The organism is Euzebyella saccharophila (assembly GCF_014855495.1).
Taxonomy (GTDB): domain Bacteria; phylum Bacteroidota; class Bacteroidia; order Flavobacteriales; family Flavobacteriaceae; genus Euzebyella; species Euzebyella saccharophila.
This window is the reverse complement of sequence record NZ_JACYFJ010000001.1, coordinates 1,242,646-1,256,437: the sequence shown is the minus strand read 5'-3', so window position 1 is coordinate 1,256,437 and position 13,792 is coordinate 1,242,646. Positions and strand designations below refer to the sequence as shown.

7 protein-coding genes are annotated in these 13,792 nt (G+C 39.9%); 5 read left to right on the top strand and 2 right to left on the bottom strand.

Annotated features, from left to right (window positions below):
* Positions 1-17 precede the first annotated feature (17 nt).
* From IL355_RS05200 to IL355_RS05180, 5 genes are all read left to right on the top strand, one after another.
* Positions 18-1,616 (top strand): M1 family metallopeptidase, encoded by a 1,599-nt coding sequence (locus tag IL355_RS05200; RefSeq protein ID WP_192461097.1) that lies wholly within the window; start codon positions 18-20, stop codon positions 1,614-1,616.
* A 105-nt stretch (positions 1,617-1,721) separates the two neighbouring features.
* Positions 1,722-2,756, top strand: coding sequence for an endonuclease/exonuclease/phosphatase family protein (locus tag IL355_RS05195; protein ID WP_192461096.1), 1,035 nt, complete (start codon positions 1,722-1,724; stop codon positions 2,754-2,756).
* A 181-nt stretch (positions 2,757-2,937) separates the two neighbouring features.
* Complete coding sequence (locus tag IL355_RS05190; RefSeq protein ID WP_192461095.1) at positions 2,938-4,008, top strand: zinc metalloprotease; 1,071 nt, start codon at positions 2,938-2,940, stop codon at positions 4,006-4,008.
* 70 nt (positions 4,009-4,078) lie between these two features.
* Positions 4,079-10,999 (top strand): BspA family leucine-rich repeat surface protein, encoded by a 6,921-nt coding sequence (locus tag IL355_RS05185; RefSeq protein WP_192461094.1) that lies wholly within the window; start codon positions 4,079-4,081, stop codon positions 10,997-10,999.
* A 6-nt stretch (positions 11,000-11,005) separates the two neighbouring features.
* Positions 11,006-11,926: a PorP/SprF family type IX secretion system membrane protein gene (locus IL355_RS05180; RefSeq protein ID WP_192461093.1), complete on the top strand. Its 921-nt coding sequence runs from the start codon at positions 11,006-11,008 to the stop codon at positions 11,924-11,926.
* 9 nt (positions 11,927-11,935) lie between these two features.
* On the opposite strand, the gene IL355_RS05175 is transcribed toward IL355_RS05180, so the two are convergent.
* Entirely contained in the window at positions 11,936-12,778 is an 843-nt protein-coding gene (locus IL355_RS05175; protein ID WP_192461092.1) for a pseudouridine synthase, read from the bottom strand.
* A gap of 79 nt (positions 12,779-12,857) precedes the next feature.
* Positions 12,858-13,763: a geranylgeranylglycerol-phosphate geranylgeranyltransferase gene (locus IL355_RS05170; RefSeq protein WP_192461091.1), complete on the bottom strand. Its 906-nt coding sequence runs from the start codon at positions 13,761-13,763 to the stop codon at positions 12,858-12,860.
* Positions 13,764-13,792 lie beyond the last annotated feature (29 nt).

The window sequence follows — 13,792 nt, the reverse complement described above, 5'->3', positions numbered from 1 at the left end:
TTAAAAAAACTCCGTAAATGAACATTATTACCAAATCCTATTTTTTTGCTTTCCTTTTGTTTTTCTCATTAAGCCTGCTGTACTCCCAGGACATCTACCAGCGCAATAACTCTGCCGATGTTCAAAGCTATATTTTCGGGTTAACTCTTTCCGACGAATCGAACCTTATTAAAGGAGAAACCGAAATCAACATCGACTTCACCCGAGAAGTTGGTCCGTTTTCATTGGACTTGATTGAAAAAAATGGTGAATATGGTATGACCATTAGCCAAGTCCTTGAAGATGAAACCCCTGCCAAATACACCTACAATAATCATAAAATTGAAATAACTCCGGGCACTTCCGAAGAAAAAAACAGAACCTACAAAGTTATTTATGAGGGTTTTCCTGAAAGAGGACTTGTAATCGACACTACCAAATTTGGGCAGCGTTCTTTTTTTGGTGACAACTGGCCTAATTTGGCTAGGCACTGGCTTCCATCTGTAGATCACCCTTATGACAAGGCAAGCATAGAATTTAGAATTACCGCACCCGCTCATTACGATGTGGTCGCCACTGGAGAAAAAATAGAAGAGAGCAATCTAGGTAACGGTATAAAATTAACAACCTATAAAGAACCAGCACCCGTTGCCATGAAAGTGGTGACTATTGGGGTAACTAAATTCGCCAGTACACTTTTGGGTGAGGTGTATGACATTCCCGTGTCTGCCTGGGTGTATCCAGAAAATAGGTTGGATGGTTTTTCAGATTACCATGTGGCCAGCAAGGTCTTGAAATACTTCATCGACCAAATTGGTCCGTATTCCTACGCAAAACTGGCCAACATGCAGGCAAAAACGCAGTGGGGCGGACTTGAAAATGCAGGTACTATTGCCTATTTTGAAAATTCGGTCACCGGAAAAAATGAGGTGGAGGGCTTGATTGCCCATGAAATTGCCCACCAGTGGTTCGGAAATTCCGCCTCAGAAAATGATTGGAACCATGTATGGCTTAGTGAAGGCTTCGCTACCTATTTTGCTATTCTATACCAGGAAAACGTTTACGGAAACGAAAAGAGAAAAGAAGAATTGCAACTTGACCGTCAACAAATTATCGATTACTATCAAAAAAACCCTTCACCCATAGTTGACCCTAGTATCAAAGACCCCTTAAAGGTTTTAAGCGTAAACACGTATCAGAAAGCGGGCTGGGTACTCAATATGTTACGCAACAAATTGGGGGATGAAGTTTTCTGGAAAGGGATTAAAACCTACTACGAAAAATACAGAAACAGCAATGCCATGACCGAAGATTTCAGGGAAGTTATGGAATCGGTTTCCGGCAAAGACTTGAATGCTTTTTTCGAACAATGGATTTTCACCAAAGGATATCCCGAACTCAAATGGAAATGGAACTATAAAGGAAAAAAATTAAGTTTATCCATTGACCAGCTCCAAAAACATCATACCTATTCTTTCCCGCTTGAAATTGGTATAACAGTAAATGGCAAGACCACCATCCACACTGTTGAAGTAACGGATTCGAAGGCGAATTTTTCCATCAAAACCGATGCGAAGCCCGATTCCGTTGTTCTTGATCCTGATACTTGGTTACTATTCGAAGATAAGAGCAAGTAATTTTTCTATCCAGCAGTTTAATTTGATTTTACAATGGGTTAAACTTTTTGTAAGAATTATTCCCTATTTTTAGTCCAAAGTGTTCCCTTTCAAAACAGCATCAATATGAAACTGAAGGTCGCAGAATACAATATGGAATGGATGAAAAATCTGTTCGTTAACGGAACTCCTGTTAACGTTCCTCCTCCTGCAGGAAAACCGGAAAGCGATTGGAACGAGCAAGAACGATTGACCATGAAAAGTCAGCGATTGATTTCCGTTCTCTCCCATTTAGACGCCGATATAATTGCCGTTGTCGAAGGACCGGATACCCTTGCCAATGGAACCAAAACAGCCAAGGCACAACTTGAACTTTGGATGACCACCTTTGGCCTTACCCAAAGAAATTACAAAGTAGTTCAGGGCCATACTTCTCGCGGCCAGCAAGAACTATGTGCCATTTACGATGCTGACAAACTTATTCTGGAGCATACCCCGGAAGGTAAAAATAGTTTCGACGAACCTTTTTTGGCCGATACGTTGGAACAAAGTATTAAAGAACAATATGAGCACTTTAGGCCTCCTGTAGAACTCACCGTGAAAGATAAGGCAAGCCCGGGCAAACTCTTTAAAATGATTATTGCCCACGCCAAATCGAAAGGTATTTTTGACCATGTAGATTATGCCAGATACGAGTATTTATCCAACCTCAACCGAAGAAAATTGTATGCAGAATGCATGCACATGCGTGAGCGCATTGACCAATGGATAAACGAAGGTGATAAGGTTCTGGTAACCGGAGATATCAATGATGGAATGGGAAGCGACTTCTACGAAAACCGATTTGGCAAAAGTGCAATCGAAATATTATTAGGAAGTGTTTATGAGCCTGAACTTATCTTAAAAAGTGCCTTGGGTAAACCTAAATTAGGAAAATACGGGTGGTCGCCCAGTTCTAGTTCTTTTACGGATACCATTACCAAAAATTGGTTCACAGTACTCATAGACCATATTTTGGTTAGCCAAGATATTAAAATTGAATCTGGCACGGTACTCAACCCATATTCCGAACCTCACAAATCCAATTTGAGCCAAGAATTAAAAGATGCACTTAAAAAAGGATCTGATCACTTTCCGGTGGTCACAGTAATTGAGGTTTAAAGGATTATCGTCAAAGAGCCATTTTTGAAAGACAAAATACCTAAGACGTTAACATTTATCTTCATCTTTATCTTAACACACCATGATTTCCATGTAGTTCACAACAAAAATTTTAACAGCGTAGGACACGCCCATATTTTTAAGGTGTAATTCTAATTCATTACAATTCACCTACCTACGCATGAAAAAAATTTTTTACCCCCTACTTCTATTCTTTATTGCATCTTGTAGTACAGATTCTACTAATTCGTTCAATGACACCGTTCTTGAAAATACCGATTCTGAGTTGACTCCTGAAGAAACAGAAGAGAATCCAGAAACCGAACCTCAAGATCAGAATACGGCACCTGTTCTTAACTTAGAAACATATCTTATTAACGAACATGCATCTCCGGCCACCTCTATAGGTTTTATACAAGCGAATGATGCTGAGGGAGATGAAATAACTTATAGCATATCCTCAGAAGTGGACATAGAAATCAATGAAACCACAGGAGAGCTTTCGGTAGGTCCTGATTTACAACTTGATTTTGAAACCATGCCCAGCATAGAGTTCATGGTATCAGTGTTTGATGGAGCGACCATTACCGAAGAAAATTTTGAATTAATTGTAGAGGATATTGATGAAACAGCACTACTCACCCCCGAAGAAACAGACCTTATAAGCTATTTTCAGCACCTTGTATACTGGAAAGGTCATGCCAACACCCCGGTAGAAAGAAATCAAAAGTGGGCAACTACTATGAAAATTTATTTACAAGGGACCATTTCAAACGAATTTGCCGCAACCGTGGAGGATGTTATGACAGAATACAATGAAATTTTCAAGGATGGTTTCAATATAGTAACCGAGGAGAATGAAAGTGAGTCCAATGCCACCGTTTTCTATGGTAGTGAAGCTGAGTTGGAAAATGTTTGGCCAGATATGTATGAAATTGTGAAAGATGGTGGGTATAGTGGTTATGCCATAACACCATCCAATGCCCATCAATTGAGCAATTCTAGAATTTGGATCTCAAACCCAGCTGCCGTCTTGTTTAAACACGAACTTGGTCATGCTCTAGGCTTTGGCCACTCAAACAAATGCCAAAATGAAAATAGTTTCCTTTGTTCGCAAATAAGTACGGATAATGATTTTCTGCCAGAAGAATTAAGTATTATTCGTTATGCATACCATGATAGACTTCAGGAAGGTCTAACTGAAACGGAAGCAGAAGCCGTATTGGCCGATATCATTGTAAACGAGCAATAGATTTTCTCTTTCATCCAAATTTATAACCACCTCTTCTTTTTAACCAAATCTTTCCAAAAAAATGGAAAAAATGTCGCATCCCACTAAAGGTCTTCCTTTTTCACAAGAGCAGATTAATCCTCTATCAAGAAAAAGCTCTTTAACTTCAAGTTTTACAATTAGTATACTCCTACTAACGCTTTTGGTTTCATTTATTGGGCAATCCCAGTCTTTTGAATCCATATGGAATACAAACAATATAGAATCAGGGTCTTCTGCAAATAACCAAGTTACCATACCTACTAACCCAGCCTACACTACCTATAACTATGATGTTGATTGGGGAGACGGCAACATAGATACGGGTGTTACCGGAAACATAACCCACACCTATGCAACTGCTGGCACGTATACTATAGCAATTAGCGGCACCTTTTCATCTATCTATTTTAACGATGAAAACGCAAGCGACAAACTAAAAATCATAGAAATATTGGCATGGGGTACCCTACAATGGCAAACTATGGAAAATGCCTTTTTTGGCTGCGAAAACTTAAATTTTGATGCTATTGATTCACCTGACCTCTCTCAGGTTACCACACTACAAAATATGTTTAATGGCTGCGAGGCCTTCAATGGTATTGTTAACAATTGGGATGTTAGCACTATAACCAATATATCAGGAATGTTTCAGGAATGTACCATTTTTAATAGGCCATTGGATCTGTGGAACACGGCTAACATTACCGATATGTCTTACACCTTTCACAGAGCAAGGGCTTTTAATGAACCTCTGGATAATTGGAATGTTGCAGCTGTCACTGATATGGAGTTTTTCTTATCGGAAGCATCTTCCTTTAACCAAAATATCAACAATTGGAACATCTCAAATCTCACCAATTTAATTGGAACGTTTAGATATACAGGCAATTTTAATCAGCCCTTAGACAATTGGGACGTAAGTAATATTACCGACCTTACGGGTACATTTCAAGGCTCTGCATTCAATAGACCAATAAACAACTGGAACGTAAGTAATGTGGTTACTATGGAAGCTACTTTTAGGGAATCACAATTCAACCAGCCTTTAAACCTATGGGATGTGAGTACTGTAACCAATATGTCTCAAATGTTTCATAGAAACCGAACATTTGACCAACCCATAAACAATTGGAACGTAAGCAACGTTACGGACATGTCCGAGATGTTTGATGGTTGGATATGGGGAGCAGTCTTCAACCACCCCTTAGATAATTGGGATGTGAGTAACGTAACAGACATGGAATACATGTTTAGGGATAATTCTGCATTTAATCAAGACATAAGTATGTGGAACGTTAGTGGGGTAACCAACATGCGAGGTATGTTCGAAGAAAACCCTGCTTTTAATCAAAACATTGACAATTGGGACGTAAGCAATGTTACAAACATGAGTCATATGTTTAATGAAGCTACCGCCTTTAATCAACCTTTAAACTCATGGAATATAAGTGGTGTTACAGAAATTGAAGGTATGTTCTTTGGTGCAACGGTTTTTAACCAACCTTTAAACAATTGGAATATATCCAGTATTACAAGCCTTAGGGATATGTTCCGCTTAGCAACAGATTTTAATCAGGACATTAGTTCGTGGAACGTTTCCAATGTAACACGATTTACCGCTATGTTTTTAAATGCGAGTTCCTTTAATCAAAATCTAGCCAATTGGAATATTGCCAACGCCACTCAAATGAGTAATATGCTTTCCAACAGTGGCCTATCACAAGAAAATTATGATAACACCTTAATTGGCTGGGCAGGACAAGCTATTCAGAACGGAGTTAGCCTAGGAGCAACTGGACTTCAATACTGTGATGCATTGACTCAAAGACAAGGATTAATAGACACCAACGGTTGGACCATTACTGGAGACAGTGTAAACTGCTCTTATGTGCTCTGCACGGAAATTACAATGCCGGCCGCTGGAGATACTATGACACCTGCCAATAGTGATATTAGATGGAACCCAGCTCCGAATGCGGATGGGTACAGAATTACCTTAGAAATTGAGCGTGGTGGTAATAGAAATTACGCTTCTTTAAACGGAAATACATTAAATAACTATGATGTAGGTAATGTCGTTGGTTTGAGTTTTTCCAATGAATTTCAAGCCGGTGATACGGTTTACGTAACAGTGGTTCCTTATAATGCTGATGGTCCTGCAACGGGCTGCCAAGAACTTTCGTTTACCGTGGTTGAAAGTTGGGTAAATAGCCCAGATGCCTTTAAATTAACTTATGATACTAGCATAACAGAATCTGGCTCAACACCTGCCAATCAGTTAAAAATTGAAGCAAACACCGGGTATCCAGATTATCTAACCTATAACTATTCTATTGATTGGGGAGATGGGCAATATAATAATAATGTTACCGGTGAAATTACACATACATACTTAACACCAGGTGTTTATACAGTAGCTATTATTGGAGATTTTCCGGCTCCTTATCATTATGTAAGTAATTCTGATCATATTAAACTTATTTCTATTGATCAATGGGGCACCCAAGTTTGGCAATCTATGAATTATGCATTTTATGGTTGCGAAAATATGGAATACAACGCTACAGATGTCCCCAACCTTTCGCAAGTAGAGATAGCCTCCAACATGTTTTCCGGTTGTTACCTATTTGATGGTGCAATAGACAATTGGGATGTAAGCAATATTACCAACATGCAGAGCATGTTTATTTCTGCACGAATTTTTAATCAGCCATTAAACAGTTGGGATACAAGCAATGTTACCAATATGTATGGAATGTTTGGGGCTGCTCAATTATTTAACCAACCTTTGGACAATTGGGATGTTAGCCAAGTGACCAACATGAATTTTATGTTCGCCCAAACACAGGATTTTAACCAAGATTTAAGTAGTTGGGATACTGGTAGTGTTACAAATATGGGACGTATGTTTCAAAGCTCACAGGCTTTTGACCAACCTATAAACAGTTGGAATGTAAGTCAGGTAACAGATATGTCAGAAATGTTCCAAAGAGCAGAAGTATTTAATCAACCTTTAAATAACTGGAATACTGGGAACGTCATAGACATGTCTGCCATGTTCTATGATGCAGAATTGTTTAACCAGAACATCAATAGTTGGGATGTATCGTCTGTTACAGATATGAGCCAAATGTTCTACGACGCAACAGCATTTGACCAACCACTGAATAATTGGAATGTTGGTGCTGTTACCACCATGAACTCCATGTTTTCTAGAGCAGAGGCTTTTAATCAAAATATTGATAGCTGGAACGTAACTAACGTAACCAACATGAGCAACATGTTTAACTATGCCATCTCTTACAACCAACCAATGAACAATTGGGATGTGAACTCTGTTGTAAACATGAGCGGTATGTTCAGGGGCGCCCAAGTATTTAACCAACCCTTAGATAATTGGGATGTAAGTGCTGTTGCCAATATGAGCGCTATGTTTGAGCATGCCGAAGTATTTAATCAACCAATCAACACGTGGAATGTAAGTTCGGTAACCCTAATGCCATCCATGTTCGAATCAGCTTTAGCATTTAACCAACCCTTGAACAATTGGAACGTAGGAGTAGTAACCAATTTCGATTCCATGTTCAAAGAGGCAGAGGCTTTTAACCAACCCCTTAATACTTGGGATACCGGTGAGGCTCAAAATATGGCAGAAATGTTCTATGGTGCCATTGTTTTTGACCAAGATATTGCTAGTTGGAATACTTCCTTTGTAACTACTATGCAAGAAATGTTTAGAGAAGCTAGTGCTTATAACCAATCTTTAAACGCATGGAACGTGGCATCTGTAACTACTATGCGTGGCATGTTCCAAGAAGCAACTTCCTTTAATAACTCCATAAACGATTGGAATGTTAGGGCAGTAACTACCATGCAAGATATGTTCAATGGCGCCAGTAGTTACAACCAGAGTTTAAACAACTGGCGGGTAAACGGAGTAACCAATATGGAGAGGATGTTCAGAAATGCAACGGCTCTTGATCAATCTTTTGACCAATGGTTAATTGGCACCGTTTCTATGAGAGAAATGTTTCACGATGCCACTTCGTTTAATCAATATTTAGGCGATTGGAATATAGAAAATGTAACAAACATGCAAGGCATGTTGGATGATACGGCCCTATCAAGAGAAAATTATGACAACACCTTAATCTCTTGGTCTGAACAAAACCCTACCCCTGGTATTAACCTTGGAGCCAATACGCTACCCTATTGTGATGCAGTTGAAGAACGCCAATCTATGATAGACAATTTTGGATGGACTTTTTCTGGTGATGTTCTCGATTGTCCTATTCCCGATTGTACCCAACTGGTTGCACCTTTGAATGGCGCCACAGATGTTCCTGTTAATACGAACATCACCTGGGAAGCGGTTCAATTTGCTCGGGAATACAAATTATTTGTTGGCACCTCACCAGGAGGAACAGATATCTTAAATAACGAAGTGGTGGTGAATAACACCTCCTTTGAATTTGCCACGGATTTTAACCCAGGTGTTACGGTTTATGTCACCATAATCCCATCCAATGAAAATGACGATGCGGTTGGACCTTGTACAGAGGAGAGTTTTACCGTTACGAACAATCCACCAACTGCACCAGATTGCACCAACCTGACCTTACCACTGAATAACGCTACCGATGTTTCTTTTGATAGCGATTTAAATTGGACTATTGTAAGCAATGCAGATGGATATAGAATCAATGTAGGTACGACCTCTGGAGGCACGGATTTAGTTAACAATGAAGATGTAGGTAATGTAACCGAATATGATTTTTCTGCGAATTTACCAGAAGACACTTTAATTTATGTAACCATTACCCCTTACAATGACGTTGGGCCAGCTATTGGTTGTACCGAAGAGTCTTTTAGAACGGAATTTATTCCAGTTCCCCCATCATGTACTACAATTTCCAGTCCAAGCAACGGGGCTTTAAATGTACCTATTGATACAGATTTAAGCTGGAATGCAGTTACAAACGCTACCGGATATTTAGTTAGTGTAGGCACCACCGCCGGAGGTATAGAAGTAGTAAATAATATAGATGTTGGCAATACCACCACATACGCCTTTGGTTCAGACCTGCAAGCAAACAGAATGCATTACGTTCGTATTATCCCATACAATGCTGTAGGAGATGCCACAGGGTGTTCGGAAGAATCATTTACTACAGGAGCCGGAACTTTATCTGACCCACCAAACTGTACGTCATTGAGCGAGCCATTAAACGCTGCCACAGACGTAGCTATAGGTACCAATATCAGTTGGAATGCTGCAGCCAATGCAGATGGCTACTACCTTACTGTAGGCACTACTTCTGGAGGTAATGATATTTTGGGTAACGAAGATGTCACCGGCACTACTTTTGACCTGCCCAACGATTTGCCGGAGAATACTGAAATATTCGTGACAATAGTACCATATAATTCCTTCGGAAGCACTACCGGATGCACCGAGGAATCCTTTACCACCGAAACCCTGCCAACAGTACCTAGTTGCACAAATTTAAGCACGCCTGCCAATGCAGCGACCGACGTTTCAATTGCTACCGATTTAAGTTGGAATGTTGTGGGCAATGCTGACGGCTATTACGTAACTGTAGGCACCACCTCTGGAGGAAATGACATTTTAGATAATGAAGATGTGACAGGCTCTACTTTTGACCTACCCAACGATTTACCTGAAAACACACGGATATTCGTGACCCTAGTTCCGTACAATGCTGTAGGAGATGCTACAGGATGTACCGAAGAATTCTTTACAACGGAAACTTTACCTACCGTACCTGCATGTACCCAATTGAGTAATCCCTTAAACGGGGCGACGGAAACTTCCATTTCAACCGACCTTAGTTGGAATACCATTGCAAATGCGGATGGGTACTACTTAACCGTGGGTACCACCTCTGGTGGTAATGATATTTTGGATAATGAGGACGTGTCTGGGACTACTTTTGACCTAGCAGCCGATTTACCGGAGAATACCGAAATATTCGTGGCGATTGTACCTTATAACGGTGTAGGTAATGCAAGAGGTTGTACTGAAGAATCGTTTACTACCGAGGTCATGGCAGCCACACCTTCCTGTACAACGTTAACCAGTCCCGCAAATGGGGAAAGCAGCGTTTCAATTTTGACCGATTTAACATGGTCTTCAGTGACTAATGCTGATGGATATTATGTTAATGTGGGTACTTCTGCCGGTAGCACGGATATATTGAACAATGAATCTGTAACCACAAATACCCTTACATTAACCGATGATTTACCTGAAGGTATTGAGATATTTGTATCCATCGTTCCTTTTAATGGTAGGGGCAGTGCATTAGGATGTCTTGAGGAATCTTTCACTACAGAAATTGTTGAGACTATTCCCGGTTGTACATCTATTATCGTTCCTGAAAGCGACCAGATTAATTTACCTGTTGACACTGAGTTTGTTTGGGACTCCGTATCAAATGCCGATGGCTACTACCTTAGTTTGGGCTCCAGTGCCGGAAGCAATGACATTTTAGATAGGGAAGACGTGGGTATTTTAACATCATATACCCTAGGTCAGCCATTACCTTTTAATCAAGAAATTTTTGTTTCTATTGTAGCATATAACGCCCAAGGAAGTGCCGTTGGATGTACGCAAAGTAGCTTTACCACACAGGAAGAACCCGAGGATGAAAAGCTGGAGACACTTTATGGTTTTTCTCCAAATGGAGATCTCATAAATGATGTTTGGTCCATAAACGGAATTGAAAACTACCCGGAAAATACGGTGAGCATTTTTAACAGATGGGGAGATTTGGTATTCTTTATTTCCGGCTATGACAATAATACCAATGTTTTTAAAGGAGAGGCCAACCAGAAAACGAAAATCGGGGCCGGTGAACTACCAGCAGGCACCTATTTCTTTAACATCACTTTACCGGAAAACCACAATTTAAAAGCTACCCAAGGATTTGTAGTTATTAAAAGATAAATACCCATGACCAAAAAACTAACCTATTTAATTTTGACTTTTGTTGTTTGCGTAGTAGGAAACCTAAGAGCCCAACAGACCGCTGTTTTCTCCGAATACAACTACAATCCATTTTTGATCAATTCCGCATACGCGGGAATGCTTTCAAGCACCGAGCTTAGTGCTACCCATTCCGGATTTATTAGTGAGGTAACTGGAAGTCCAAGAACCCTTTCATTAACCGTAAATTCTCCCCTTAGGGATGGAAAGGTTGGTCTGGGAGCGGGCTTTCTGCAAGACGAGGTAGGTGTTAGCAAAAACAGTACTTTTTTTGCGGCTTACTCCTATAAGATTTTTTTTGATTTTGAATCCAACAGACCCTATTGGCAACTCTATCAACCTGGAGTTCTTTCCTTTGGAATTACTGCAGGATTACAGCAATTCAAAGAAGATCTTTTGTCACTGGGAATTATGGATGACCCCAATTTCTCTGAGAATATCAATGCTACTATTCCAACGGTAGGTATTAGTTTTCTTTTCAACCATGCGCAGTTCTTCGCAGGCATTTCGGCACCAAATGTACTTGGAGACAAATTGGCCTCAAGAGATGACCTCAACTTATCGAATCCCGTTTATGGTTATTTTGGTTACCGTTTTTTTACTAGCATGTTTGAAGAGATTATGATCAAGCCCAACGTACTTCTTAAGTATGAAGATGGTGCACCATTACAAGCTGACCTGAATATCGCGGCAAGTTTCAAAAATAAAATAGAGGTAGGAGCTGGTTACAGGACCAGTTCTTCAATTAACCTTTTGGCCGGAGTTTATTTTTTAAAAAACCTGCGTTTTATTTATAACTATAATATTGCCCTTAAAGAATCCCCTTTTGGGAACACCCATGGGCTAGCTCTAAGTTACCTCTTTGGGGATGGGTACCAGATAGATTGATGATGATGTCTAATTAATCATTCTAAGGTTGGCAATTTCCTGCTCCGTGAGGTAACGCCAGTGGCCACGGGGCAAATCTTTCTTGGTAAGACCGGCGTACACCACACGGTCCATTTTCACTACCTCATAACCTAGGGTATCAAAAATTCGCTGAACTATATTGTTGCGGCTGCTATAAATTTCCATACCCACTTGGTTCTTGGGCGCATTATCTACAAAACTCACGTCTTGTACCTTAACCACTTTGCTATCTACGGCCAAACCTTCTTGAATCCGCTTTAGATCAGCGCTACGAAGCGGTTTCTCCAATTCTATATGAAATATCTTCCTAAGTCCATTTTTGGGACTGTTAAGTCGTTTGCTCATTTCACCATCATTGGTAAAGAGAACCAGACCTGTTGCTTCCTTTCCTATCTTACCTACCGGTTTTAATTCAGATTTGGAAGCCTTGGCGACCAAACTTTGCGCACTGCGCTGACTAATGTTAGACCTCCCTGTAGCGGTAAATCCTTTGGGCTTGTTCAAAAGCACATATTCCCTCTTAACTGGATTAAGCAATTTTCCGTCAAAACGAACCTCATCTTCCAATTTAACCTTATAACCCATTTCGGTAATAGGCTTTCCATTGACAGTAACATTCCCCGCCGCAATTAATACATCTGCTTCCCTTCTGGAGCATACACCGGAATTGGCAACATACTTATTGAGCCTTACCAAATTGGAAATGGGTGCCGGAGTACCACTATTTTGTTTCTTTATAGGTGCATTTCCCCTAGAAAAACTTTTCTTTCTAAATTTGCCACCCTGTCTTCCGGACGCCCTTCTTCCATCATTAGATTCCGATCTGCTCATAGCCTTCTTATTTTCTGCAAAGGTAAGTTTAATCTTTAAACTCCAACAAACTCCTACAAATCAATTGATCAAGATACCTTTAGAGTATTCGGTTGAGTACTAAATCAATATCAATCAATAGAATACTAAAAACCCCGGCAACTATAATAAGTTTGATCATATTATGAAGCCCTACGTAATGAAGCTTCGTGCGGGCTTTCCACATCATGACCGTCACGACTACTAGCATGACTATGCAACCCAAAAAGTAGAAATGCATATGCCCTACATCAAAATATTCTGTAAGCAAAAAGGCAGGGAGCAAAGCCAACAACAGTAATAGACTAATACAAATCTTAGAAAACTTTTGACCATAGAGTATAGGTACCGTTTTATAATTCTGTGCCATATCACCTGCGATATTCTCCAAATCCTTTATCATTTCCCTACTCAAAATTAGAGTAAATAGGAACAAGGCGTGTACAAAGATGACGGTATCAAAATTTTTGTAGTAAACGAACACTGCAAAAAACGGGGTGATCGCCAAGGTGGCAGAAACAAAATTACCTATGAACGGTATTTTTTTAAGCTTGTGGGAATAGAACCAGATTCCAAAAATATATGCCGAAAAAAATAGAACAGCTTTAAACGAGACGTAGCTTGCGGCAAAGGTTGCCAAAAAGTTAAGTACAAAATAAGTTATCAACTTAAACTGCTGACTCACCAGTTTATCCAACATACTCTTTCTGGGCTTATTGATCAAATCCTTTTCAGCATCGTAAAAATTGTTGATGATATAACCCCCAGCAATGACCAAAGTAGAGGATAAAACAATCACGAATAAATTAAAATCAAAAAGCACCTCCCTAAGCGGAAGCTCTGGGGCAAGAATGTAAATGGAGGCCAAGTACTGAGCCAAGGCTATTACGAATACATTGTAACCCCTTACAACCGAAAATAAGCTCAACAACTTTAAAAGCAGGAGCTTGTTTTTTCGACTGAACATCTATATGTATTTTGATTGGTTTCTAAAAA

Excerpts from the sequence above, each read along its gene's own strand:
- IL355_RS05180 (WP_192461093.1), top strand. The coding sequence starts at position 11,006 with ATGACCAAAAAACTAACCTATTTAATTTTGACTTTTGTTGTTTGCGTA.
- IL355_RS05200 (WP_192461097.1), top strand. The coding sequence starts at position 18 with ATGAACATTATTACCAAATCCTATTTTTTTGCTTTCCTTTTGTTTTTC.
- IL355_RS05185 (WP_192461094.1), top strand. The coding sequence starts at position 4,079 with ATGTCGCATCCCACTAAAGGTCTTCCTTTTTCACAAGAGCAGATTAAT.
- IL355_RS05190 (WP_192461095.1), top strand. The coding sequence starts at position 2,938 with ATGAAAAAAATTTTTTACCCCCTACTTCTATTCTTTATTGCATCTTGT.
- IL355_RS05170 (WP_192461091.1), bottom strand. The coding sequence starts at position 13,763 with ATGTTCAGTCGAAAAAACAAGCTCCTGCTTTTAAAGTTGTTGAGCTTA.
- IL355_RS05195 (WP_192461096.1), top strand. The coding sequence starts at position 1,722 with ATGAAACTGAAGGTCGCAGAATACAATATGGAATGGATGAAAAATCTG.
- IL355_RS05175 (WP_192461092.1), bottom strand. The coding sequence starts at position 12,778 with ATGAGCAGATCGGAATCTAATGATGGAAGAAGGGCGTCCGGAAGACAG.